We start from the raw sequence: 25401 nt of genomic DNA on the forward strand, positions 1-25401 counted from the left end.
CGGGGCTGTAGCGCAGTTGGTAGCGCGACTCGTTCGCATCGAGTAGGTCAGGGGTTCGATTCCCCTCAGCTCCACAGCAGAACCACACGCACGAATTTCCCGAGAACGGGACCTGGCCAAGCGCCAGGTCCCGTTCTTTGTTTTTCGGGAAGTCCCGAGATCCTGGCACTTCCCTGCGCGCCCCGGTGATCTCGATCACTGTTGTTCCGGGCGCGTCCAGCCGGCGGCTCGGCGCTCTTCCGCTGGGAGCGCCCAGGGGGACGTCCCTCCGGTGCTCCACCACCAAGGGGCGCTCCACCACTAAGGTGTGCCCGGTGCGCTTCGTGGCCGATCTCCACATCCACTCGAAGTACTCGCGGGCGTGCAGCCGGGATTGCGATCTCGAGCACCTGACCTGGTGGGCGAGGCGCAAGGGGATCACCCTCGTCGGCACCGGGGACTTCACCCACCCCGCCTGGTACGACCACCTCCGCGAGAACCTCGTCGACGCCGAGCCCGGACTCTTCCGGTTGCGCGACGACCTCGACCGGGAGATCGACCGGAGGTTGCCGCCCAGTCTCGCGAGCGCCCCCGTCAGGTTCGCGCTCTCCGTCGAGATCTCCACCATCTACAAGCGCGGCGACCGCACCCGCAAGGTGCACCACCTCGTCTACCTGCCCGACCTCGACTCCGCCGCCGAGTTCAACCGGCGCCTCGGGAAGATCGGCAACCTCGGGTCCGACGGGCGGCCCATCCTCGGGCTGGACTCGCGCGACCTGCTGGAGATCACCCTGGAGTGCGGCGGCTACCTCGTGCCCGCGCACCTGTGGACGCCCTGGTTCGCCGTGCTCGGGTCCAAGTCCGGGTTCGACGCGGTCGAGGACTGCTACGCCGACCTCGCCGACCACGTGTTCGCCGTGGAGACCGGGCTGTCCAGCGACCCAGGGATGAACTGGCGCGTCTCCGGCCTCGACAAGTACCGGCTGGTCAGCAACTCCGACGCGCACTCGCCGCCCATGCTCGGCCGCGAGGCCACCGTCTTCGACACCGAGCTCGACTACTTCGCGGTGCGCCGGGCGCTGGAGACCGGCGTCGGGCACGCCGGGACGCTGGAGTTCTTCCCCGAGGAGGGCAAGTACCACGTCGACGGGCACCGCAAGTGCGACGTGCGCATGGAGCCCGCCGAGACCCGCGCGCACCGGGGGGTGTGCCCGGAGTGCGGCAAGCCGCTGACGGTGGGCGTGCTCAGCCGCGTCGAGGAGCTCGCCGACCGGCCCGAGGGGTTCCGGCCCGACGGGGCCGCGGGCTTCACCAGCCTCGTGCCGCTGCCCGAGATCGTCAGCGAGCTCCTGGGCACCGGACCGAAGAGCAAGAAGGTCCTCGCCGAGGTCGACAAGCTCACCGCCGCGTTCGGGCCCGAGCTGCGCATCCTCCAGGACACCCCGCTCGCCGACCTGTCCGGCCACTCCGAGCTGCTCGGCGAGGCGATCACCCGGCTGCGGCGCGGCGAGGTGGTGCGGGACGCCGGGTACGACGGCGAGTACGGCGTGATCAAGCTGTTCCAGCCGGGCGAACTGGCCAAGCGGGTCGCCGCGCCCGCGCTGTTCGAGGACCTGGTCGCCGAGCCCGAGGCCGCGAAGCCCAAGGCCCGCCGCGCCCCGGCGCCCGAGGCGGCGCCCGCCGCCGAACCCGCCGCCCCGACCGCGCCCGCCCCCGGCGCCGGCCTGCTCGCCGGGCTCGACCCCGACCAGCGGGCCGCCGCGGGCGTCGAGGGCGGGCCGCTGCTGATCATCGCCGGGCCCGGCACCGGCAAGACCCGCACGCTCACCCACCGCCTCGCCCACCTGGTCGTGGAGCGCGGCGTGCCCCCCGAGCAGTGCCTGGCGATCACGTTCACCCGCCGCGCCGCCGAGGAGATGACCGAGCGCATGGCCGCGCTCGCCCCCGCGCACGCGCCCGCGATGACGATCACCACCTTCCACGCCCTCGGCGTGCTGGTGCTGCGCGAGCAGCACGACCGGGTCGGGCTCAGCCGCTCCTTCGGCATCGCCGACCCCGACCAGCAGCTCGCCGTCGCGCTCTCGGTCGCCGCCGACGAGAAGGCCGCCAAGGAGCTCCTCGCCACCGCGCACCCCGCCTACAAGGACGCCCTGCGCGCCCAGGACCTGGTCGACTTCGACGACCTGATCACCCTGCCGCTGGCCCTGCTGGAGGGCGACGCCGACCTCGCCGCCGCCTACCGCGACCGGTGGCGGTGGGTGTCCGTCGACGAGTACCAGGACGTCGACGAGCAGCAGTACCGGCTGCTGCGGCTGCTCGCCCCGGCGGACGGCAACCTCACCGCCATCGGCGACCCCGACCAGGCGATCTACCGGTTCCGGGGCGCGGACGTCGGGTTCTTCCTGCGGTTCCGCGAGGACTTCCCGGCCGCCCGCACCGCCCACCTCACCCGCAACTACCGCTCCAGCGCGCCCGTCGTCACCGGCGCGCTCCAGGTGGTCGCGCCGACCACGCTGGTGCCCGGCCGGGAGCTGCGGCCGTTCGGCGAGCACGGCGACGCCCTGATCGGCGTGCACCACGCCGCCAGCGAGCAGGCCGAGGCGGTGTTCGTGTCGCGGACCGTCGAGCAGCTCCTCGGCGGGGCCACGTTCCACGCCTTCGACAGCGGCCGGGTCGACTCGGACGGGGCGCGGGACCTCGGGTTCTCCGACTTCGCCGTGCTCTACCGCACCGACCGGCAGTCGCGGGCCGTCGTCGACGCGCTGACCGCGTCCGGGATGCCGTTCCAGAAGCGCTCGCACGACCGGCTCGCCGACCGGCCCGGCGTGGAGCGGATCGTGCGGGAGCTGCGGTTCGCCGCCGGGAAGACGGTGCTGGACCGGGTGCGCGCGGTCGCGGGCGAGGACCACACGGCCTACGAGCTGCTCAAGCCGCTGGCCGGGGACTGCGGGGCCGACTTCGAGCGGTTCCACTCGGAGCTGGCGCTGGGCGTGGAGGTCGACACCTGGGACCCGAGGGCGGACCGGATCTCGCTGCTCACGCTGCACGCGTCCAAGGGGCTGGAGTTCCCGGTGGTGTTCGTCGTGGGCTGCGAGGACGGGCTGCTGCCGCTGCGCTGGCCGGGTGCCGACCCGGCGCCGGACGAGGTCGCGGAGGAGCGGCGGCTGCTGTTCGTCGGCATGACCCGCGCCCAGCGGCACCTGTTCCTCAGCCACTCGTCCGGGCGACCCCGGTCGCCGTTCCTCAACCAGCTCGACGGCGTGTTCGAGCAGGTCGGGGACGCGCGGCAGGCCCGGAAGAAGAAGGAGACGCAGTTCAGCCTGTTCTAGGCCGCGCCCGCACCCGGCGACCGGCCGGTCGCGCCCGCACGCGCGGGTGGCGCGCGACGCGCCGGGACGGGGCGGCGGACGTGCCCGTGGGCGGGCGGCCCCCACCCGTACCCTGGGAGTCGACTAGAAGGGGTGGGTGGTGAGGCGTGGATCTGGCCAAGTCAGTGCTGCTGTGGCTGCACGGCTGGTCCGTCGAGCTGTGCCCCGGTGACTGGGCGTTGACCACCACGGCCTTCGGCGCGCTGATCGGGACGCTGCCGACGATCGCCTCGCTGCTGGCGATCGTGATCCGGCGGGTCGTGGGCAACTCGTACGGCCCGGTGACCGGCGGCCTGTTCGCCGTGCTCGGCGTGACCAGCACGCTGGTTCTGCCGTGGGTGATGTTCTCCGCGACGGTCAAGCTGCTCGGCAGCCGCGCGCTGCCCGGTTCCGGGACCCTCGACGAGCGGCCCTGCGGCGCGTTCACGCAGCAGGAGTACCTGCTCGACGGGCCGTCGATCGCCAAGTCCTTCACGGACGGCAACCTGATGTACGTCATCGCGGGCGGGACCGCCGCGGTGCTCGCGCTGCTGTGCCTGCTGTTCGTGATGCTCCAGGCCGGTTCGACGTTCCGGCTCGGCCCGAGCTGGCCGCGCAAGGTGTTCTGGGTGCCGTTCGCGGTGCTGCTCGTGGCCACCTCGGCACTGCCCGTGGCGCTGATGGCCCACCTGTACGCGGGGTTCTTCCCCGTTGCGCTGATCGGGTCAATCGTGGTGCGGATTTTCGGGTTGACTACGGCCATGCTGAACCGCCCAGGCCGTGATCGCGGCAACTCCGCGCCCCCGCAGCCGCAGGTCTCCCGGACCCCGGCGCACCAGCCACCCGCCGAGCGCAAGAACGCCGCGCTGCCCCCGAGCGCGTCGCAGTCCGCGCAGCACCCGGCGCAGCACCCGGCGCAGCACTCGCCGCCGCCGTACCAGCCCGCCGGGTCGGAGAGCTCGGGGCCGCACCAGAAGCCCCCGCCCTACCAGCCCGCGCCCTACGCGGCGGTGCCGCAGCGGCAGCAGGCCACCCAGCACCCGGCGGGGCAGCAGTCCTCGGCGTTCACCCCGCAGCAGGCCCAGCAGCCGTCCGCGCAGGCCAGGCAGTACCCGCCGACGCGCGTCGCCGACCTGGGCCAGGTCAGCGGGCCCAACGCGACCCGCGTCGGACCGCCGCCCTTCGCCGACCAGTCGGGCCCCAGGCCCGTCGCGCCCGGCGCCCAGGGCCCGAACCCGACCCGCGTCGAGCCGCTGCCGCTGTGGGCGACCGACGAGCCGACCGCCGTCGACCAGGCGCGCCTCGACGGGCCCGCGCGGCTCGCCGACACGCCGGGCCCGCTGCCGTTCGGCGCGGGCGCGGCGAGCGCGTCCATGCCCGCAGCCCCGCAGAAGGGCAAGGTGTGGAACCCGGCCAGCGGGCGGTTCCGGCGGGTCAAGCAGCTCGGCAGCGGCGGGTTCGGCACGGTGTGGCTGGCCGTCGACACCCAGCTCGACCGGACGGTCGCGGTCAAGCTCGCGCACGCCCCGGACAACGACACCGAGCAGCGGATGCTGCGGGAGGCCCGCGCGCTCGCCGCGCTGCGGCACCCGAACTGCGTGCGCGTGTTCGACATCGTGCAGGACCCGGACGGCCTGGCGATCGTCATGGAGTACATCGACGGCCAGGCGCTGTCCGACGTCGTGCAGAACGACGGGTTCCTCACCGACGTGCTCGCCGCCCGGCTGTGGATCAACATGGCCGACGCGCTGGCCGCCGCGCACGAGAAGGGCGTGCTGCACCGCGACGTGAAGCCGTCCAACGTGATCGTCGACAGCGAGGGCGCGGCGCACCTGATCGACTTCGGCATCGCGCGGTCCAAGGGCGACAGCACGCTCACCGCGACCGGGATGATGGTCGGCACGCCGGACTTCCTCGCGCCGGAGACCGCGCGCGGCGACGCGGCCACGCCCGCCTCCGACGCCTGGCAGCTCGCCGCGACGGTCAGCTACGCGCTGACCGGGCAGCCGCCGCGCGGCACGCGGGAGAACCCGATCTCGTCGCTGATGGCGGCGGCGCAGGGCGAGCCGTGCGTGAAGCTGCCGCACCAGAGCACCCACCTGCGGCTGCTGACGGCCGCGCTGGACGCCGACCCGGCCCGGCGGCCGACGCTCGCGGCGATCCGGTCCGAGCTGGGGGCGTGGTTGATGCGGGCGGGCGTGAGCAAGGAGGGCCCGGTGACGCAGATGATCAGCAAGCCGGACCCGCCGACCCGGCCGGTGCGCTGAGGCGGTCCGAGAACGGGGAAGCCCCCGGTCACCAGGGGTGGCCGGGGGCTTCCGCCCGTTCGGGGGCCGCTAGCGCCAGCTGGGGAGCCAGCGCTGGGCGTCCCAGATCTCCGGGGTGATCGGGTTCCCGTTGAGGATCGGCCACAGCCACACGAAGTTCGCCACGACCAGCCCCACGTACAGCGACACCACCAGCAGCCCGGTGCCCCGCCGCTCCACGCCCGCGCGGGCGGAGCCGAGGACGTCGCCCAGGCACAGCACGATGCCCAGCACCAGGAACGGCGCCATCGGGGTCACGTAGAAGAAGTACATCTGCCGGTCCACGTTCGTGAACCACGGCAGGAAACCGGCGCCGTAGCCGACCAGGACGGCCGCGTAGCGCCAGTCCAGCTTGGCGATCGCCTTCCACAGCGACCAGGCCAGCACCGGGAACGCCAGCCACCACATCGCGGGCGTGCCGATCAGCATGATCGCGCCGACGCAGCTGCTCTGCCCGCAGCCCTGCACCGCGCCCTCGAAGTAGTAGAGCATCGGCCGCAGCCCCATCGGCCACGTCCACGGCTTCGACTCCCACGGGTGCTTGTTCGTCTCCGACGTCACCAGGTTCGTGTGGAACTCCAGCACGTTGCTGCTGTAGTACCAGAGCGCGCGCAGCGGGTCCGGCACCCAGCTGTCGCCGGTGACCTTGCCGCCCACCACGTGCCGGTCGATGGCGGTCTCGCTGCCGAACCACGCCCACCACGTCGACAGGTACACCAGCAGCGCCACGCCGACCAGCGCGAACAGCGACGGCAGCACGTCCCGCACGATCGCGCCCACCCACGGCCTGCGCACCCCGGCCGCGCGGCGCGCGCCCACGCACCAGAACACCGACATCAGGCCGAACGCCATGATGAACCACAGGCCCGACCACTTGATCGAGCACGCCAGGCCCAGCGACACGCCCGCGCCGAACCGCCACCAGCGGAAGCCGAGCGTCGGCCCGAACGGCGAGTGGGCCGCCCACCCGCCAGCCACCGCCTCGCCGAGCCGCCTCCGCACCTGCTCGCGGTCCGCCACCAGGCAGCCGAACGCGGCCAGCACGAACAGCGCCATGAAGATGTCCAGCATCCCCATGCGGGACTGCACGTGGCTCACGCCGTCGGCGATCAGCAGCACGCCCGCGATCGCCGCCAGCAGGTCGGAGCGGGTGAGCCTGCGGGCGATCCGCACGACCATCAGCACCATGAGCGTGCCCGCGACGGCCGAGGAGAACCGCCAGCCGAAGCCGTCGTAGCCGAACAGCCACTCGCCGATCGCGATCAGCTGCTTGCCCAGCGGCGGGTGCACCACCAGCTCGTAGCCGGGGTTGTCCTCGTAGCCGCCGTTGCGCAGCACCTGCGAGGCCTGCGGCACGTAGTGCTTCTCGTCGAAGATCGGGGTGCCCTTGTCGGTCGGGAACCCCAGGTTCCAGAACCGGGTCACCCCGCCGACCAGCGCCAGCGAGAGCGCGACCAGCCAGCCGCGCAGGCGGTCGCCCTGCGGTCCGGGGTCGAGCATCCGGGCCCGCTCCCGGCGGTCGCCACCCGGCGGGGGGGAGGTCGGCGGGAGCTCGCCGACGTTCACCACGTCGTCTGCGGACTGCGGTGCGCTCAGGGTCACGGCCCCGATCGTAGGGTGAGCGGCGTGAGCCCCGTATCCGGATCAGGCAGGCTCGTCCTCGCCGCCACGCCCCTCGGTGACATCCGCGACGCGTCCCCCAAGCTGGTGGAAGCGCTGCGCACCGCCGACGTCATCGCCGCCGAGGACACCAGGAGGCTGCGGTCCCTGGTCGCCGCGCTCGGCGTCACACCGCCCGGACGGGTGGTCAGCTTCTACGACCAGGTCGAGACGAGCAGGCTGCCCGGCCTGCTGGAGTCGCTGCGCGGCGGCGCGACCGTGGTGCTCGTGACGGACGCCGGGATGCCGAGCGTCTCCGATCCGGGATTCCGAATCACGGCGGCGTGCGTGGCCGAGGACATCACCGTGACGTGCGTGCCGGGGCCGTCCGCGGTGACCACCGCGCTGGCGGTGTCGGGCCTGCCGTCGGACCGCTTCTGCTTCGAGGGCTTCCCGCCGCGCAAACAGGGGGAGCGGCAGCGGTGGTTCGCCGGGCTGGCGGCGGAGCAGCGCACGTGCGTGTTCTTCGAGTCCCCGCACCGGCTGGCCGCGACGCTCGCGGACGCGGCCGAGGTGCTGGGCGGGGAGCGGCGGGCGGCGGTGTGCCGGGAGCTGACGAAGACGTACGAGGAGGTGCGGCGGGGCGGGCTGGCGGAGCTGGCCGCGTGGGCCGAGGAGGGGGTGCGGGGGGAGATCACCGTGGTGCTGGAGGGGGCGGCGCCGGTGGAGGCGCCGTCGCTGGAGGTGCTGGTGGAGCGGGTGCTGGAGCTCGTGGCGGGCGGGGAGCGGATGAAGGCCGCGGCGGCGGCGGTGGCGGAGGCGGCGGGGGTGAGCAAGAAGGCGCTGTACGACGCTGCGGTCAGTCGTCCTTGACGGGGGTGGCGGGGGAGTCGCCTGCGGCGGCGCGCTTGGCGGCCTCGCGCTCGGCGATGCGGGCGGGGAGGTCGAACCAGCAGATGTCGCCCATGTGCACCTCGGCGCCCGTGCGCAGGTACTCGGCCGCCTCCCGCTCGATGCGGGCGACGGCCTCCTCCGGGGTGAGCGGCCACGGGGCGAAGTCCTCGTCCGCCCAGCCGAGGTCGCCGGGGACGACGGCGCCTTCGAGGATCAGCTCGGTGACGGCGTCGAGCGCGATGCGCATGACCTCCGCGTCGTCGGTCTTCCCCGTCGACCGGACGACCATGCCCAGGAACTCGGCGAAGTAGACGTAGTCGTCGTTCGTCGCCTCGATGGCGCGCTCGCGCATGTCGGAATCCACTGGTCAGTCCCAGCCCTTCGCGTTGACGTGGATCTTCAAGCCCGTCTTGTCGGGCTTCTTCAGGTCGATGGTCGGTTCCGGGGCGCTGGACGACTTGACCCGGTAACCGATCGTCGTGCCGTCCGGCAGTTGGTAGAACAACCCCCGGTAGCGGGCCTGGCGAACACGTTGTCCGCCCCTGACCAACGCCCGGAACACGGCTTCCAGCTCCTCGGTGGAGCGCACCTCGCGCACCGGCTCCTTCTTGCTGCCGCGAGCGCCGCGACCGATGCCGGTTCCCCCTGTCTCGACGTGACCGCGCACGTCCTCGCCCGCGAACCTCCCCACCGGCAACCGCCACAGCGGCACGCCGTCGCCATCGCCCAGGAGGTTTTCCAGGTACGACTCCAAGTGCTCCTCGGCCTCGTCGAGCCGGTCGGTCAGCGCTTCCGCCACCCGGTGGCAGTGCGCGAAGGTTCCCAGCAGTTGGGAAGCCTCCGGGTTCGACGAGCCGATCAGCACGGCGGTGAGAGCCTCGGTGGTCTCCTCCAGCAGGTCAGCGGCCTCGTGCAGGGGTGTTCGCGCCTGCTTCGCGATGTTGAAGACGCGGCGGACAGCATCCGCCACATCACCCAGTGATGACAGCAAGTCACCACTATCCCACCCTCCGTCGCAAACCCTTCGGATTAACCGCCCCGGCCCGTCGAAAACCGCTGGGGGCAACTCCGTAGGCTGGTCGCATGAGTGCCTCCGTGCTGACCGCGGTGGCGTGGCCCTATGCGAACGGCCCACGCCACATCGGTCACGTTTCCGGCTTCGGTGTCCCCTCCGACGTGTTCTCCCGCTACATGCGCATGTCGGGCCACCGGGTGCTCATGGTCAGCGGCACCGACGAGCACGGGACGCCCATCTCCGTCCAGGCGGAGAAGGAGGGGCTGTCCGTCCGCGCGCTCGCCGACAAGTACAACCGCGTCATCGCCGAGGACCTGCAGGGGCTCGGGCTGTCCTACGACCTGTTCACCCGCACCACCACCGGCAACCACTACAACGTCACCCAGGAGCTGTTCCTGGCGATGTGGCGCAACGGCTACGTGGTGGCCAAGACCGGCAAGGGCGCCATCAGCCCCTCCACCGGCCGCACGCTGCCCGACCGCTACATCGAGGGCACCTGCCCGATCTGCGGCTACGACGGCGCCCGCGGCGACCAGTGCGACAACTGCGGCAACCAGCTCGACCCGGTCGACCTCAAGAACCCGAAGTCGCGGATCAACGGCGAGACCCCGAAGTTCGTCGAGACCGAGCACCTCTACCTGGACCTGCCGCAGTTCATCGACTCGCTCGGCACCTGGCTCCAGACCCGCTCCGAGTGGCGGCCGAACGTGCTCAAGTTCAGCCAGAACCTCATCGGCGACCTCCGCCCGCGCGCGATCACCCGCGACCTGGACTGGGGCATCCCGATCCCGCTCGACGGCTGGCGCGACCAGTCCATGAAGCGGTTCTACGTCTGGTTCGACGCGGTCATCGGCTACTTCTCGGCGTCCGTCGAGTGGGCGCGCCGCAGCGGGAACCCGGACGCGTGGCGCGAGTTCTGGACCGGTGACGCCCAGGCCTACTACTTCATGGGCAAGGACAACATCGTCTTCCACTCGCTCATCTGGCCGTCGCTGCTCCTGGGCAACAACGGCGAGGGCGCGGGCGGTGGCGAGCCCGGCTCGTTCGGGAAGCTGAACCTGCCGACCGAGGTCGTCTCCAGCGAGTTCCTCACCATGAGCGGCTCCAAGTTCTCCACCTCGCGCGGGACCGTCATCTACGTGACGGACTTCCTGCGCGACTTCGGCCCGGACGCGCTGCGCTACTTCATCGCGTCCGCGGGCCCGGAGAACCAGGACACCGACTTCACCTGGGAGGAGTTCGTGCGGCGCACGAACTTCGAGCTGGCGAACGAGTGGGGCAACCTGGTCAACCGCTCCATCTCCATGGCGCACAAGAACGTCGGCGCGGTGCCTGCGCCGACCGCGCCCACGGCGGCCGACCACGAGCTGCTGGAGACCTCCCGCCGGGCGTTCGGCGTGGTGGGCGAGAACCTGCGCCGCTCGCGCTTCAAGGCGGCCTCCTCGGAGGCGATGCGGGTGGTCGGCGCGGCCAACCGCTACCTGTCCGACCAGGAGCCGTGGAAGCTCAAGGACGACCCGGCGCGCCGCGACACCGTGCTGCACACCGCCCTGCAGGTCGTGCAGGACGCCAACACGCTGCTCACGCCGTTCCTGCCGCACTCCGCGCAGAAGGTGCACGAGCTGCTGGGCGGCACGGGCGTGTGGGCGGCGCAGCCGCAGATCACCGAGGTGACCGACCTGGACGTGCCCGAGCGCGAGTACCCGGTGCTGACCGGCGACTACGCGTCCGAGCAGGCCCGCTGGGAGTCCACCCCGATCGAGGTGGGCCGCCCGCTGGCCAAGCCCGCCCCGCTGTTCGCGAAGCTCGACCCGGAGCTGGGCGAGACCGGTCCCGAGTGGGCCCCGATCGTCAAGTGACCCCACGTCGCGGGGAGCGACCGCCGGCGCCGGAGACCCTTCCGGCGCCGGTGGTCGACGCCCACACCCACCTGGACGCCTGCGGCGCGAAGACCGCCGAGGACGTCCGGGCGATGCTGGACCGGGCCGGGGCGGCGGGCGTGAGCCGCGTCGTCACGGTCGCCGACGACCTCGCCGCCGCCCGCTGGGCCGCCGAGGCGGCCACCTGGGACGACCGGGTCTACGCGGCGGTGGCGCTGCACCCGACCCGCACGTCCGACTTCTCCGACGCGGACCGGGCCGAGCTGGCTGAGCTGGCCGCCCGGCCGCGCGTGGTCGCGGTCGGCGAGACGGGCCTGGACTACTACTGGGACTACGCGCCGCGCGACGCCCAGCAGGAGGCGTTCCGCTGGCACATCGAGCTGGCCAAGCGGGTCGGCAAGCCGCTGATGATCCACGACCGGGACGCGCACGCCGACGTCCTGGCCGCGCTGGACGCCGAGGGCGCCCCGGAGAAGGTGGTGTTCCACTGCTTCTCCGGCGACCTGGAGTTCGCGCGCGCGTGCGTCGCGCGCGGGTTCGTCCTGTCCTTCGCGGGGCCGGTGACCTTCCGCAACTCCTCGGCGCTGCGCGAGGCGGCGGCCTGGGTGCCCTCGGGGCAGCTGCTCGTGGAGACGGACGCGCCGTTCCTCACCCCGCACCCCTTCAGGGGACGGCCGAACGAGCCCTACTGCGTCAACTACACGCTGCGCGAGCTTGCGACTCTGCGTCACGTGGAATTGATCACCCTCGCCAATGAGGTCACTCAAACCGCCGAACACGTTTTCGGAATAGGGGTCTGAAACCACTCTTAGTGGTTACTGCTGCCAATGGGTGACGGGGTTGCTCCCCTATGGGTGTGATGCGACACACAATCCGGAATGGGGGTGTTTGCAGAACCCCCGCCCACCCGTTACGGTCCCGTGACCGTGCCCCTCTTGCGCGACGGGGGCACCGGACCCGTTGTCGGGGCGGGAACCGGCACCAGGAGCGAGAAGTCGGAACCGAGCGAACGAAGGAGCTGTCGGCGGATCACCAGCTGACCACTGGCAGCCCGCGCGCGGAGCCCGTGCTTTGCGCCTTCAGGAGGTATGGACACCCGTGACGACGTTCAACCAGGACACCGACTGGTTCACCCCGGTCAGACCCGACACCGCGGTCGCCGTCGTGGACCGGCCGTTCGAGGAGTGGGACACCGCGGTCTTCTCGATCACGCCGGAAGACGTGATGGAGGCCCTGGGCCCGCAGGCCGACCAGGTGCTGGCCGACGCTGACGTCGACGTCGACGAGCTCATCCGCCTGATCAACGCGGAGACCACCCTCCTCCCGCCGATCATCATCCCCGACGAGGTCTCCCAGGACCGCGTTCCGGGCGCGCTCGCGGCCGAGGAGCCCGACGCCCCGCCCGCCGCCCTGGTCGAGGCCGCCGGGAAGTGGAAGCGCCGCTTCCTCAAGGCCGCGGTCGCCACCGTGCTGGTCACCATCTCCGGCGGCGGCGCCACCGCCATCGCCATGGACAAGTCGGTCACCGTCGACGTCGACGGCCAGGCCCACACCGTCCGCACGTACGAGTCCACCGTCGGCGAGATCCTCGCCGACGAGGGCATCACGATCGGCGAGCACGACGCCCTCAGCCCCTCCCCGCAGGCCAAGGTCGGCGACGGCGGCAAGATCAGCCTCGACCGGGGCCGCCAGGTCAAGGTCACCGTCGACGGCGAGCAGCGCGAGGGCTGGGTCCGCTCCGTCAACGTCGCCGAGGCGCTCGACCAGCTCGGCGTCCAGGCGGGCGAGGGCTCCTGGTTCTCCGCCGCCCGCGACGCCGACGTGCCCCTGGAGGGCATGTCGCTGGAGGTCAAGAGCCTCAAGGCGGTCACCGTCTTCGACGGCGCGAACGAGCCCCGCCAGCTCCAGACCACCGCGCTCACCGTCCAGGAGCTCCTGGACACCGAGAACCTCACCCTCGGCCCCGACGACCGGGTCGAGTCGGCGCTGGACCTGCGCATCAGCAACGGCGCGGAGATCCACATCAGCCGCACCGGGGTGTCCGTGATCAACGCGACCGAGGCCATCGCGCCGCCGGTCGAGGAGATCACCGACGCGAACATGATGAAGGGCACCAAGGAGACCGTCGAGGCCGGCGAGGCGGGCGAGCAGATCGTCACCTACCGCGTCACGGTCAAGAACGGCAAGGAGACCGGCCGGGAGAAGCTCGGCGTCAAGGTCACCAAGGAGCCCAAGGCCAAGAAGGTCAAGGTCGGCACCAAGCTGCCGCCGGACGGCGCCGTGTGGGACAAGCTCGCGCAGTGCGAGGCGGGCGGCAACTGGGCCATCAACACCGGCAACGGCTACTACGGCGGCCTCCAGTTCAACAAGAGCACCTGGGACGCCTACGGCGGCAGCGCGTACGCCGCGTACCCGCACCAGGCCACCCGCGAGCAGCAGATCGCCATCGCGACCAAGCTCCGCGACGGCCGGGGCGGCAGCTACTCGGCGTGGCCGGGCTGCAGCTCCAAGCTCGGTCTGTGACTGTGACATTCCTGGAAGCGGAGGCCTGACCGCCCAGGAGGAAAAGCGCCTCCTGTGCGGTCACCGCTCCGCTTCACTGTGACATTTCTAGAAGCGGAGGCCTGACCGCCCAGGAGGGAAAGCGCCTCCTGTGCGGTCACCGCTCCGCTTCACTGTGACATTTCTAGAAGCGGAGGCCTGACCGCCCAGGAGGAAAAGCGCCTCCTGTGCGGTCACCGCTCCGCTTCACAGGACGGGGCCGAAGGTTTACCGAAGGCTCCCGCGCGACCGGCGCGGGGGCCTTCGGCGTCACCGGGGACCGAGCACCCCGCGCGATCGTGGACAATGGCCCGGTGAGCGAAGCCCCCACCGGCACCCCGCAGAGCGACCCCGGCGCGGCATCGGCGCTGCTGGGCCCGGCGGACGTGCGCAGGCTCGCCGCCGAGCTGGACGTCCGGCCGACCAAGAAGCTCGGCCAGAACTTCGTGCACGACCCCAACACCGTCCGCAAGATCGTCGCCGCCGCGAACCTGCGCCCCGACGACGTGGTGCTGGAGGTCGGCCCCGGCCTCGGCTCGCTCACCCTCGCCCTGCTCCCGGCCTGCGCGAGCCTGGTCGCCGTCGAGATCGACCCGGTGCTCGCCGCGCGCCTCCCGACGACCGCCGCCGAGCGCGCCCCGTCGCTCGCGGCGAACCTGTCGGTGGTCACCGCCGACGCCATGCGCGTCACCGCCGCGCAGCTCCCGCACGCGCCGACCGCGCTCGTCGCGAACCTGCCGTACAACGTCGCCGTGCCCGTCGTGCTGCACCTGCTCGCCGAGCTGCCGTCGCTGCGCACCGGTCTGGTGATGGTGCAGTCCGAAGTCGCCGACCGGATGGCCGCGGGCCCCGGCTCCAAGGTCTACGGGGTGCCCAGCGTCAAGCTCGCCTGGTACGCCGACGCCCGCCGCGCCGGCCCCGTCGGGCGCTCGGTGTTCTGGCCCGTGCCCAACGTGGACTCCGCGCTGGTCGGCTTCACCCGCCGCGACACCCCGCTGTCCGACGTGCCGCGCGAGGTGCTGTTCCCGCTGGTCGACGCCGCTTTCGCGCAGCGCCGCAAGACCCTGCGCGCCGCCCTGTCCGGCTGGGCGGGCTCCGCCGCCGAGGCCGAGCGCAGGCTCGTCGCCGCGGGCGTCGACCCGTCCGCCAGGGGCGAGCAGCTGGCCGTCACCGACTTCGTCCGGATAGCCGAGGTCTCGACCGGTCACTGACCGTTGATCTTTCGGCCGACAGTGTGATCTGACGAACGATCCTCTTACAGGCTTGCGTCAGGCGCGTTTCATCGGGTCTACTCGTTCCTGCCATCCCGAGCGGCCGAGAGACCTGGCTCCACGACGCCGCAGCAACCACCCTCCCAAGGGGGCAGGTGCTTCCGCCAGGGTCGATGGAGGATCACGTGCCCACGATGCGAATGCTCACGCGCAGGCGAGTAGTCGACCACGGCCGCCGCACGGCGACCGCCTGTCGCACCTGCCTCGTCTAGAGCGCATCCCCCCAGGCACTTCGTCGTCCCCTCTCTCCAGCAGCGGGACAACCACACCCTGAACTGGTCCCCGGTCGCCCACGCCACGAGCGTGCGCCGCCGCACGCAGTCGTGGAGCGAAAACGTGATCACTGTCGAGAACCTCACCAAGTCCTTCCCCGGCGGCACCCGCGCCCTCGACGGCGTGAACCTCGAGGTCGCCGCGGGCACCGTCATCGGCGTCGTCGGCCCCTCCGGCGCGGGCAAGTCCACGCTCGCCCGCTGCGTCGCGCTCCTGGAGCGCCCCGACAGCGGCGCCATCCGCGTCGACGGCACCGACCTCGTCTCGCTCGGCGGCACAGCCCTGCGGGCGGCCCGCAGGCAGATCGGCGTCGTCCCCCAGGGCGACTCGCTGCTGCGCCAGCGCACCGCCGCGGGCAACGTCGCGCTCCCGCTGGAGGCCGCGGGCGTCCCCGGCCCGCAGCGCCGCGCCCGCGTCGGCGAGCTGCTCGACCTGGTCGGCCTCACCGACAAGGCCGCCTCCTACCCCGACCAGCTCTCCGGCGGCCAGCGCCAGCGCGTCGCGGTCGCCCGCGCCCTCGCGGCCAGCCCGTCCGTGCTGCTGGCCGACGAGCCCACCTCCGCGCTCGACCCCGAGACCACCGGCTCCGTGCTGACCGTGCTCGACCGGGCGCGCGCCGAGCTGGGCGTCACCGTCCTGATCGTCACCCACGACATGGGCGTCGTCCGGAAGATCTGCGACGACGTCGCGGTCCTGGAGGACGGCCGGGTCGTGGAGAACGGCAAGGTCCTCGACCTGGTGGCCGACGCGAGCAGCCGCACCGCGTCCTCGCTGCTGCCCTCGGTCACCCAGAACCCCGGAGCCGAGCACGGCTACGACCGCACCGCCGACGTCGTCCTCGTCGGCTTCGCCGCGGTCGGCGCCCTGCTCCCGGAGGTCACCGCCCGGTTCGGCGTCGAGCTGAACCTGCTGGGCGGCGGCATGACCCGGCTCGGTGAGACCCCGGTCGCGCGCTTCCGCGTCGGCCTCAACGGTGAGCGCGCCGACTCGGCGCTGGAGTGGATCTCCGAGGCGGGCGGCTCCGTGCGCCGCGCCGCCAAGGGACCTCAGGGAGTAGCTGCGTGAGGAAGGCAACACCCTGGTCGACCGTGTTCGACTACCTCGTCACGGCAACGGGCGAGACGTTGTACATGGTGGCCGTGTCCACGCTGATCGCCACCGTGCTCGGCGTGCCGGTCGGAGTCTGGCTGCAGCTCACCGCACCCGGTGGGCTGCACCCCCGGCCACTGCTCCACAAGGTCCTCGGCTTCGTGGTCGACCTCGGCCGCGCCATGCCGTTCCTGGTGCTGCTGGTCCTGCTGACCTCGCTGACCAGGACCCTGATCGGCCAGTCCATCGGCCCGACGGCGGCGATCGTGCCGCTGTCGGTGGGCGCCATCCCGTTCGTGGCGCGGCTCGTGCAGAACGTGCTCTCCGAGGTGCACGTCACGATCGTGGAAGCGGCCGTGACCACCGGGGCGAGCACCCTGCGGATCGTGCGCAGCGTGCTGCTGCGCGAGTCGCTGCCCGCGCTGGTCAACGCCATCGGCGTGACCGCGATCGCCCTGCTCGGGTACTCCGCCATGGCGGGCGTGCTCGGCGGCGGCGGGCTCGGCGACCTGGCCGTGCGCCTGGGCTACCAGCGCTTCGACGACCGGGTCCTGTGGTCCACGGTCGCGGTGCTCGCGGTGGTCGCCACGGTCATCCAGTTCGGCTTCAACCGCCTGGCCCGAGGTCTCGACCGCAGGCGCCACGCGTCCATCTGAGCCACCCTGAGGGCTCTCGCACACCTCTTCCACACCCGCACCACCACACCGAAGGAACACCCCATGCGTATTCGTGCTGCCCTCCTCACGCTGCTGCTGGCCGCCTCGGCGACCGCCTGCGGCAGCGGCGACAGCGCCGGTGGCGGTGCGTCGGCCGACCCCGGCGCCCCGCTGAAGGTCGGCGTCAGCCCCGTCCCGCACGCCGAGGTCCTGCGCTACGTCGCCGACAACCTCGCCTCGGCCAAGGGCCTGAAGATCGAGGTCGTGGAGTTCACCGACTACGTCCAGCCCAACACGGCGCTGGTCGACGGCTCGCTGGACGCCAACTACTTCCAGACCGTGCCCTACCTGGACACCTTCAAGGCCTCCAGCGGCGAGGACCTGGCGTGGATCGCGGGCGTGCACATCGAGCCGCTGGGCGTCTACTCCCAGAAGCACAAGGCGCTCGCCGACCTGCCCGAGGGCGCCAAGGTCGCCGTCGCCAACGACGCCACCAACGAGACCCGCGGCCTCAAGCTGCTCCAGGCCAACGGCCTGATCAAGGTCAAGGCGGGCACCGAGGACACCGCGACCGTCCAGGACGTCGAGGACAACCCGAAGAAGCTGGAGTTCGTCACCCTGGAGGCGGCCCAGCTGCCCCGCTCGCTCGCGGACGTCGACGCCGCCGTGATCAACGGCAACTACGCCATCGACGCGGGCCTCAAGCCCGCCGACGACGCCCTGGTGCTGGAGAAGGCCGAGGGCAACCCGAACGCCAACGGCCTGGTCACCCGCGCCGAGCTCAAGGACGACAAGCGGATCAAGGACCTGGCCGAGCTGCTCCAGTCGCAGGACGTGAAGGACTACATCACCAAGACCTTCAACGGCGCCGTCCTGCCCGTCTGACGCGCGCTGACCAGCACCGGAACGCCCCTCGCCCGCACGGGTGAGGGGCGTTCCGCGCGCGGGGCGGCAGCGCGCACCCCCGTCGCGCCCGTAGGCTTCACCTGTGCTCGCCGTAGTCCCACCTCCGGTCACCGTCCGCGTCCCGGCCAAGGTCAACCTGCACCTGGCCGTGGGCGACCTCCGCGACGACGGGTACCACGACCTCGTCACGATCTTCCAGGCGCTGTCGCTGACCGACGAGGTCACCGTCGGCGCCTCCGACGACCCAGGGGTCGAGGTGCGCGGGGAGGGGGCGGAGTCGGTGCCCACCGATCCGTCCAACCTCGCCTGGAAGGCCGTCCGGGTGCTGGCCGAGCACACCGGCCGGGACCCCGAGGACGTCAAGGTCAGGGTCAGCATCCGCAAGGCCATCCCGGTCGCGGGCGGCATGGCGGGCGGCTCCGCCGACGCCGCGGCCACCCTCGTCGCGCTGGCCGCCCTGTGGAAGCTCGACACCACCCGCGACGAGCTGGCCGAGCTGGCCGGGCGGATCGGCGCCGACGTGCCGTTCGCGCTCTACGGCGGCACCGCGCTCGGCACCGACCGGGGCGACCGGCTCGTGCCCGTGCTCGGCAAGCACCCGTTCCACTGGGTGCTGGCGTTCGACAAGCAGGGGCTGTCCACGCCCGAGGTGTTCCGCGAGCTGGACCGGCTGCGCGCCGAGGGCAACCCGCCGCGCGTGGGCGAGGCCGAGGCCGTCCTGGAGGGCCTGTCCTCCGGCGACCCGCGCCAGCTCGCGCTGCTGCTGGGCAACGACCTGCAGGCCGCCGCCGTGTCGCTGCGGCCCAACCTGCGGCGCACGCTGCGCGCCGGGGTCAACGCGGGGGCGCTGGCGGGCATGGTGTCCGGGTCCGGGCCGACCTGCGCGTTCCTGTGCGAGGACGGCGACACGGCGGTGCGGGTGGCGGCGGAGCTGGCGGGGGCGGGCGTGTGCCGCACGGTGCGCGTAGCCCAGGGGCCGGTGCCCGGCGCGCGGGTGGTCGGGGCCGAGGAGTCACCTCGCCCCACGCCGCCCGAGGTCCACGCTTAACTACTTAAAGGTGAGTTGATGGCCAACTTGGTCAACTTGGAGAACGTCTCCAAGTCGTTCGGTGTGCGTCCGCTGCTCGACGGGGTGTCCCTGGGCGTGGGCGAGGGGGACCGGATCGGCGTCGTCGGCCTCAACGGCGGCGGCAAGACCACCCTGCTGGAGGTGCTGGCGGGCATCGCCGAGCCCGACGACGGGCGGGTCAGCCAGAACCGGGGGCTGCGGATGGCCGTGGTCACCCAGCGCACCACGCTCGCCGAGGGCTCCACCGTGCGCGACGCCGTGATCGCGCCGCTGAACTTCGCCGCCGAGCACGAGTGGGCCGCCGACCCGCGCGTGCGGTCCGTGCTCGACGGCCTCGGCATCACCGCCCTCGGGCTGGACTCGCCGGTCGGCACCATGTCCGGCGGCGAGCGGCGCCGCGTCGCGCTGGCCGCCGCGCTCGTGCAGGAGCTGGACCTGGTGGTGCTCGACGAGCCCACCAACCACCTGGACGTCGAGGGCGTGCGCTGGCTGGCCGAGCACCTGCTGTCCCGGCGCACCGCGCTCGTCGTGGTGACCCACGACCGGTGGTTCCTGGACACGGTCTGCTCCCGCACCTGGGAGGTCGTCGGCGGGCGCGTCGAGCAGTACGAGGGCGGGTACGCGGACTGGGTGTACGCGCGCGCCGAGCGCGGCAGGCTCGCCGACGCCGCCGAGGAGAAGCGCCGCAACCTGGCCCGCAAGGAGCTCGCCTGGCTGCGCCGGGGCGCCCCGGCCCGCACGTCCAAGCCGCGCTACCGCATCGAGGCCGCCGAGGCGCTGATCTCGGACGTGCCCGCGCCGCGCGACACCGTGGAGCTGATGGCGTTCGCCAAGCGGCGGCTGGGGCGCACGGTCGTGGAGCTGGAGGACGCCACCCTCACCGTCGGTGACCGCACGCTGGTGCGCGACCTGACCTGGCGCGTGGGTCCCGGCGACCGGATCGGCATCGTCGGCGTCAACGGGTCCGGGAAGACCACGCTGCTGCGGGCGCTCGCGGGCGAGCGGGAGCTGGACGGCGGCGGGAAGCGGATCGAGGGGCAGACGGTCAAGCTCGCGCACCTGAGCCAGGAGCTGCACGACCTGGACGGGTCGATGCGGGTGCTGGAGGCCGTCGAGGAGGTGGCGCGGCGGATCGTGCTGGGGAAGATGGAGCTGTCCGCGTCGCAGCTGGCCGAGCGGTTCGGGTTCTCCTCGCAGCGGCAGTGGACCCCGGTCGCCGACCTGTCCGGCGGCGAGCGGCGGCGCCTGCAGCTCGCCCGGCTGCTGATGGGCGAGCCGAACGTGCTGCTGCTCGACGAGCCGACCAACGACCTGGACATCGACACCCTCCAGCAGCTGGAGGACCTGCTCGACTCGTGGCCGGGCACGCTGGTGGTGATCTCGCACGACCGGTACCTGGTGGAGCGGGTGTGCGACAAGGTCGTGGCGCTGTTCGGCGACGGCGGGCTGACCGACCTGGTCGGCGGGATCGAGGAGTACCTCCAGCGGCGCGACCGGCAGAGCGCGGCGGCTGCCGCCCCGACGGCCGCGGCGACCGTGAAGGCCCCGTCGTCGGCGGCGGACCAGCGGGCGGCGCGCAAGGAGCTGTCGCGGCTGGAGCGGCGGCTGGAGGCGCTGCAGAAGAAGGAGGCCGGGCTGCACGCGTCCCTGGCCGAGGCGGCGACCGACCCGGAGCGGCTGATGGCGCTGGGGGCGGAGCTGAAGGCCGTGCTGGCGGAGGCGGCGGAGGTCGAGGAGCAGTGGATGGAGGCGGCTGAGGCCGCCGAGTAGGACGAGGTCGGGGTGGGGGCGTGCGCTTCGGTGCACGCCCCCTTTTTTCTTGCGGCCGGGACGCGGCGACCACAGCGCGGTCCGCGCGCCACCGGGGACGGCCGCGGGCGGACCGGTCCCCACCGGGCCCGCCGCGTTGCGAGCCCGGTCCTGCGGCCCGCTACTTGTTCTTGCGCTTCAGCTCGGCCACCAGCATCGGCATCAGCTCGTCGACGAAGGCGCAGTCGTAGCCCTGGCCCGCCGTCATCGCCAGGGCGAAGCGGGTCTTCTCGACCTCCTCCGAGGACGCGCCCAGCATCCCGTCCAGCGCGATGCCGATCTCCTCCAGCACCCGGTCGACCTGCGTGGTGCGGTAGCCGCGCTGGCCGGGGGAGGCGTCGGGGATGCGGATCGCCCGCAGCTGCTTCCACGACGTCACCACCGGCGGGCCCGCCGGTGGGGGCGGGGTCTGGGAGAGCTGCTTCTCCACCCTCGCCAGGAACGCGTCGACCTCGGTCTCGTCGTAGCCCCTGCGGCCGATCATCGGGCGGCTGAACTGGACCTCGCGGACGTCCGACGCGGTCAGGTCGTCCTGGCCCAGGAGGGTGTTCTCGATGCGGTCCAGGAACTTGTCCACCTGGGACTCCTGGTAGCCGCGCCTGCCCCTCGTCGGCTTGCCGAACCCGGCGGTCCGGACGTCGCGCGCGGTCAGCGGGGCGTCCTGCGCGTCCTGCGGCTCCTCGTCGGGCTCGTCCTGCGGGGCGTCCCGGCGCGAGTGGGTCGGGCGCAGGGACGTGGAGGACGCCGTCGCCGGGGACTCCGGGCGGTCGTCGGCGAACGCGGACGGGCGCACCGGCGGGAAACCGGCGGACGAGGCCGCCACCGGCGGGAAGCCCGCCGACGACGCGTTCACCGGCGGGAACCCGGCCGAGGAGGCTCCTGCCGGGGGGAACCCGGCCGACGACGCCTTGACGGGCGGGAACCCGGCCGACGAGGCGCCTGCGGGCGGGAAGCCCGCCGACGACGAGCCCGCCGGGGGGAACGGGGACGAGCCCACGGTCGGGATGGCCGCCGTGGGGGCGTCGTGCACGGGGGTGAAGATCGACTGGGCGGACGGCTTCGCGGGTGGGAAGACCGGCGGTGGCGGCTTGACCGGGGGGAACCCGGCCGACGACGCGTTCACGGGCGGGAAGCCCGCCGAGGAGGCGTTCACGGGCGGGAAGCCCGCCGAGGACGCCCCCACCGGGGGGAAGCCCGCCGACGACGCCCCCGCGGGCGGGAAGCCCGTCGGGCGCTGGGTCGGGCCCGGCTGCTGCGGCCTCAGGTGCGGCTGGCCGCCGCGCGCCGGACCGCGCTCCAGGGTCAGCACGACCATGTCGAGGAACGTGTCCACGTCGTCCTCGTCGTACCCGATCTCCCCCGGCCCCACGTACGTGAAGTCCGCGTCCTGCACCTCGCGCGCCGTCAGCGAGTCCACCCCGGCCAGGGTCAGCTCGATCCGCTGGAGGAACGCGTCGACCTCGTCCTCCAGGTACCCCCGGTTCCCCGACCTCGGCTTGTGGAAGCGCACCGCGCGCACGTCCTGCGGGGACAGCGCGGGCGGCGCCGTCGCCGGTCTCATGCTCGTGGACGTCGCGTGCGCGCCCTGCGCGGGCGCCATCGCCTGACCGCGCTGCGGGGTCGACCGCAGCGTCTCGGCCACCAGCTCCAGGAACGCGTCCACCTCCGCCCCGTGGTAACCCGGCCGCGCGGGCCGGAACCGCATGGTCCTGACCTGCTGCTCCGTCACCTCGTCCCGGCCGAGCAGGGTCTGCTCGATCCGGTCGAGGAAGTTGTCCACCTGCGCCTCGTCGTAGCCCGGTTGACCGGGCGGCGGGCGGTGGAAGGTGACCTGACCCAGGTCCCGCGCCGTCAGCAGCGGAGCCGGGTGTGCCGGTCTGTGCTGCTGGCGCGCGCCGTGTGGCACGTCGTACCCGGCCCGATCCACCTGAACCTCCTTCACGATCCGTTCCGGGGAGTATCGCGTTACCCAGGGCGAATTGTTTCGCCCTAACGGATTAATACCAGTGTGTCGCTCTACGCTGACGAGCATGAGCCGGTTCGTGGACACCGTCGTGGCGACCGCAACAGGGGAACGGGGGACCCGCAGAGGCATGACAACCGGGGAGCCGAACGCCCCGGAGCACCGAACGTGGGCCCAGGTGCACGCGCGCGCCACGCGCGTCGCGGGCGCCCTCGTGGAGGCGGGCGTCACACCCGGCGCGGCCGTCGCCGTGCTCGCGGGCGACCCCGCCGAGATCGCCCCCGCCGTGCAGGGCGCCTGGCTCGCGGGCGCCAGCACCACCATGCTCCACCAGCCGACAGCCCGCACCGACCTCGCCGAGTGGGCCGAGGACACCGTCCGGGTCCTCAGCATGATCGACTCCGGGCTGGTCCTGCTCGGCGCCCCCTTCGACGCCCTCTCGCCCGTGCTCGTCGAGCGCGGCATCGCCCACCACCGCATCACCGACCTCGACGCCGACCCGCTGACCACCCCCGTGGAGGTCCCCGAGAGCGCCACCGCCCTGCTCCAGCTGACCTCGGGCTCCACCGCCCACCCCAAGGCCGTCCGGATCACCCACGGCAACCTGTGGGCCAACATGGAGGGGATGCGCGAGGCCGTCCGCCTCGACCCCGAGGTCGACCGCATGGTCTCGTGGCTGCCGCTCTTCCACGACATGGGCATGGTCGGCTTCCTGACCCTGCCGATGCTCTACGGCGTCGACCTGGTCAAGGTCACCCCCGTCGACTTCCTCGGCCGCCCGGTGCTGTGGCCCGAGCTGATCAGCCGCCACCGGGGCACCATCACCGCCGCCCCGAACTTCGCCTACGCCGTCGTGGCCAAGCGGATGCGCGGCGTCGCCGACGGCGAGCTCGACCTGTCCTCGCTGCGCATCGCCCTCAACGGCGCCGAGCCCATCGACCCGGAGGCGGTCCGCTCGTTCACCGCCGAGGGCGCCCGCTTCGGCCTGCCCCCCGAGTCGGTGCTCTGCGCCTACGGCATGGCCGAGACCACCCTCGGCGTCGCGTTCGCGCCCGTCTTCACCGGCATGGCCGTGGACGTCGTGGACGCCGACCTGCTGGAGGCCGAGCGCCGCGCCGAGCCGTCCGCCGAACCCGGCGCCCGCTCGTTCGCGCTCCTCGGCCCGCCCCTGCCGGGACTGGAGATCCAGGTCGTCGACGACGCCGGGACCGTCCTCGGCGACCGCTCGGTCGGGCGGCTCCAGGTGCGCGGCGAGGCCGTCACGCCCGGCTACCTCACCGTCGACGGCCCGGTGCCCACCACCGGCCCCGGCGGCTGGCTCGACACCGGCGACCAGGGCTACCTCGCGGGCGAGCAGGTCGTGGTCTGCGGCAGGCTCAAGGACGTCATCATCATGGGCGGCCGGAACATCTACCCGACCGACGTCGAGCGCGCCGCGACCGCCGTGGACGGGGTGCGGGCGGGCAACGCGGTCGCCGTCCGGCTCGACGCGGGCACCCGGCGCGAGCGGTTCGCCGTGGTCGTGGAGTCCCGGCTCGCCTCCGACGAGGACGAGGTCAAGCGGCTGACCAAGGCGATCACGGCGAAGGTCGTGGACGCGGTCGGCGTGCGGCCCTTCTCCGTCGTCGTGCTGCCGCCGGGGAGCGTTCCCAAGACGCCGTCCGGGAAGCTGCGGCGCGCCTCGGCCGCCGCGCTCGTGGCGGTGTAGCCGCAACGCGAAGGGGCCCACCGGTGTGGTGGGCCCCTCGCGGAAGATCAGTGAAACTGGTTCTGCGCGGCTTCCAGGCCGGAGGACACCAGGGCCTCCACGGCGTCGGCCGCCCGGTCCAGCTCCAGCGCCAGCTGCTTGCGCTCCACCACCGAGAAGTCCTTCAGCACGTAGTCCGCCGGGTCCATCCGGCCGGGCGGCCGGTCCACGCCGAAGCGCACCCGCAGGTAGTCCTTCGTGCCCAGCGACTTCGTGATCGAGCGCAGCCCGTTGTGCCCGTTGTCGCCGCCGCCGAGCTTCATCCGCACCGCGCCGAACGGCAGGTCCAGCTCGTCGTGCACCACGATCACCGACGCGGGCTGCACCTTGTAGAACTTGGCGGTCCCCGACACCGGGCCGCCCGAGTTGTTCATGTAGCCGCGCGGCTTGGCCAGCACCACCCGCTGCCCGGCCAGCCTGCCCTCGACCACCTCGGCGCCGCCCCTGTGCGCCTTGAACCGCCCGCCGACCCGGTCGGCCAGCTCGTCCAGCACCAGGAACCCCGCGTTGTGCCGGGTGCCCTCGTACTTCGGGCCGGAGTTGCCCAGGCCCACCACGAGGGTCAGCTCATCGCCCACGGAACCGCAACTCCCGCTCCAGCTCGTCCAACAGGTTGTCGACCTCGCGCACCCGGTACCCGCGCCGCATCCCCGACGTGGTGGTGAACCTGGTGTGGCGGACCTCGCCCGCCGTCATCCGGCGCCCGCCGTCCAGCGCGAGCGCGGCCCGCGCGAGGAAGGCGTCGACCTCGGCGCGATCGTATCCGGCGGTCGACCGGGGCAGCGCCACCGCCAGCAGGTCCCGCCCGGACCGCAGCGAGGTCGGGGGCAGCGCCTGGTGGGCCAGCTGCCACTCCAGACCGGCGAGGAACCGGTCGACGGCCTGCTGCTCGTAACCGCCGGGCACCTCCCGGAACACCGCCGCGCGCACCTGCTCCGGGCTCACCCTGACCCGGCCGGACAGCGCGTCGGCCACCCGGTCCAGCAGGGCGTGCACCTGATCGGGGTCGTAGCCCCTGACCCGTCTTCGCGGGAACCGGGCCGCGCGCACCCGCTCC

19 protein-coding genes, 1 tRNA gene and 1 riboswitch are annotated in these 25401 nt (G+C 72.7%); of the genes, 14 read left to right on the forward strand and 6 right to left on the reverse strand.

What is annotated here, in order from left to right:
• Position 1 precedes the first annotated feature (1 nt).
• The 3 genes from CNX65_RS03135 to CNX65_RS03145 all read left to right on the forward strand — a co-directional run bounded on the left by CNX65_RS03135 (position 2) and on the right by CNX65_RS03145 (position 5593).
• Positions 2-74 (forward strand) — tRNA-Ala (locus CNX65_RS03135).
• Between the two features lie 240 nt (positions 75-314).
• The gene (locus CNX65_RS03140) at positions 315-3308 is read left to right on the forward strand and encodes a UvrD-helicase domain-containing protein (protein WP_096491423.1); all 2994 of its coding nucleotides are present in this window, start codon (positions 315-317) and stop codon (positions 3306-3308) included.
• A 146-nt stretch (positions 3309-3454) separates the two neighbouring features.
• Positions 3455-5593 (forward strand): serine/threonine-protein kinase, encoded by a 2139-nt coding sequence (locus CNX65_RS03145; RefSeq protein WP_096491424.1) that lies wholly within the window; start codon positions 3455-3457, stop codon positions 5591-5593.
• A gap of 69 nt (positions 5594-5662) precedes the next feature.
• Here the strand turns inward: CNX65_RS03145 and CNX65_RS03150 are convergent, their stop codons facing one another.
• Positions 5663-7234, reverse strand: a complete 1572-nt coding sequence (locus tag CNX65_RS03150) for a dolichyl-phosphate-mannose--protein mannosyltransferase (RefSeq protein ID WP_096491425.1) — start codon at positions 7232-7234, stop codon at positions 5663-5665.
• Between the two features lie 24 nt (positions 7235-7258).
• Here CNX65_RS03150 and rsmI point away from each other — a divergent pair, with 24 nt between their 5' ends.
• On the forward strand, positions 7259-8104 hold the full coding sequence (gene rsmI / locus CNX65_RS03155) for a 16S rRNA (cytidine(1402)-2'-O)-methyltransferase (RefSeq protein ID WP_012783262.1): 846 nt from the start codon (positions 7259-7261) through the stop codon (positions 8102-8104).
• Here rsmI and CNX65_RS03160 read toward each other — a convergent pair.
• Positions 8091-8477, reverse strand: a complete 387-nt coding sequence (locus CNX65_RS03160; protein ID WP_218181345.1) for a hypothetical protein — start codon at positions 8475-8477, stop codon at positions 8091-8093. The genes rsmI and CNX65_RS03160 overlap by 14 nt on opposite strands.
• Before the next feature lie 15 nt (positions 8478-8492).
• Complete coding sequence (locus tag CNX65_RS03165) at positions 8493-9095, reverse strand: hypothetical protein (protein ID WP_232519684.1); 603 nt, start codon at positions 9093-9095, stop codon at positions 8493-8495.
• Between the two features lie 113 nt (positions 9096-9208).
• Between CNX65_RS03165 and metG the strand changes: the two genes are divergently transcribed.
• The 9 genes from metG (at position 9209) to CNX65_RS03210 (ending at position 20595) form a co-directional block, all read left to right on the forward strand.
• Positions 9209-10999 (forward strand): methionine--tRNA ligase, encoded by a 1791-nt coding sequence (gene metG, locus CNX65_RS03170; RefSeq protein WP_096491427.1) that lies wholly within the window; start codon positions 9209-9211, stop codon positions 10997-10999.
• A complete protein-coding gene (locus CNX65_RS03175; protein ID WP_096491428.1) occupies positions 10996-11820 on the forward strand; it encodes a TatD family hydrolase in 825 nt (274 codons plus the stop codon). Before metG ends, CNX65_RS03175 begins: the two co-directional genes overlap by 4 nt.
• A 298-nt stretch (positions 11821-12118) precedes the next feature.
• Complete coding sequence (locus CNX65_RS03180) at positions 12119-13543, forward strand: resuscitation-promoting factor (protein WP_096491429.1); 1425 nt, start codon at positions 12119-12121, stop codon at positions 13541-13543.
• A 332-nt stretch (positions 13544-13875) separates the two neighbouring features.
• On the forward strand, positions 13876-14772 hold the full coding sequence (gene rsmA / locus CNX65_RS03185) for a 16S rRNA (adenine(1518)-N(6)/adenine(1519)-N(6))-dimethyltransferase RsmA (RefSeq protein WP_232519685.1): 897 nt from the start codon (positions 13876-13878) through the stop codon (positions 14770-14772).
• 87 nt (positions 14773-14859) lie between these two features.
• A riboswitch (SAM riboswitch) is annotated at positions 14860-14952 on the forward strand.
• Positions 14953-15168: 216 nt separating this feature from the next.
• A complete protein-coding gene (locus CNX65_RS03190) occupies positions 15169-16170 on the forward strand; it encodes a methionine ABC transporter ATP-binding protein (RefSeq protein ID WP_012783271.1) in 1002 nt (333 codons plus the stop codon).
• The gene (locus CNX65_RS03195; protein ID WP_012783272.1) at positions 16167-16850 is read left to right on the forward strand and encodes a methionine ABC transporter permease; all 684 of its coding nucleotides are present in this window, start codon (positions 16167-16169) and stop codon (positions 16848-16850) included. Before CNX65_RS03190 ends, CNX65_RS03195 begins: the two co-directional genes overlap by 4 nt.
• 63 nt (positions 16851-16913) lie before the next feature.
• Entirely contained in the window at positions 16914-17735 is an 822-nt protein-coding gene (locus CNX65_RS03200) for a MetQ/NlpA family ABC transporter substrate-binding protein (protein WP_096491430.1), read from the forward strand.
• Between the two features lie 103 nt (positions 17736-17838).
• Positions 17839-18804: a 4-(cytidine 5'-diphospho)-2-C-methyl-D-erythritol kinase gene (locus CNX65_RS03205; protein WP_096491431.1), complete on the forward strand. Its 966-nt coding sequence runs from the start codon at positions 17839-17841 to the stop codon at positions 18802-18804.
• 18 nt (positions 18805-18822) lie between these two features.
• Positions 18823-20595 (forward strand): ABC-F family ATP-binding cassette domain-containing protein, encoded by a 1773-nt coding sequence (locus CNX65_RS03210; protein ID WP_096491432.1) that lies wholly within the window; start codon positions 18823-18825, stop codon positions 20593-20595.
• A 160-nt stretch (positions 20596-20755) separates the two neighbouring features.
• On the opposite strand, the gene CNX65_RS38265 is transcribed toward CNX65_RS03210, so the two are convergent.
• Complete coding sequence (locus CNX65_RS38265) at positions 20756-22561, reverse strand: DivIVA domain-containing protein (protein WP_373565515.1); 1806 nt, start codon at positions 22559-22561, stop codon at positions 20756-20758.
• A 103-nt stretch (positions 22562-22664) separates the two neighbouring features.
• Here CNX65_RS38265 and CNX65_RS03230 point away from each other — a divergent pair, with 103 nt between their 5' ends.
• Positions 22665-24305: a fatty acyl-AMP ligase gene (locus CNX65_RS03230; RefSeq protein ID WP_096491433.1), complete on the forward strand. Its 1641-nt coding sequence runs from the start codon at positions 22665-22667 to the stop codon at positions 24303-24305.
• Between the two features lie 47 nt (positions 24306-24352).
• Here CNX65_RS03230 and pth read toward each other — a convergent pair whose 3' ends face one another.
• Positions 24353-24922: an aminoacyl-tRNA hydrolase gene (pth, locus tag CNX65_RS03235; protein WP_096491434.1), complete on the reverse strand. Its 570-nt coding sequence runs from the start codon at positions 24920-24922 to the stop codon at positions 24353-24355.
• Positions 24912-25394: a DivIVA domain-containing protein gene (locus tag CNX65_RS03240; RefSeq protein WP_096491435.1), complete on the reverse strand. Its 483-nt coding sequence runs from the start codon at positions 25392-25394 to the stop codon at positions 24912-24914. Before CNX65_RS03240 ends, pth begins: the two co-directional genes overlap by 11 nt.
• Positions 25395-25401 lie beyond the last annotated feature (7 nt).

Origin of the sequence: Actinosynnema pretiosum (assembly GCF_002354875.1) — a bacterium.
In the GTDB taxonomy this organism is placed as follows: domain Bacteria; phylum Actinomycetota; class Actinomycetes; order Mycobacteriales; family Pseudonocardiaceae; genus Actinosynnema; species Actinosynnema auranticum.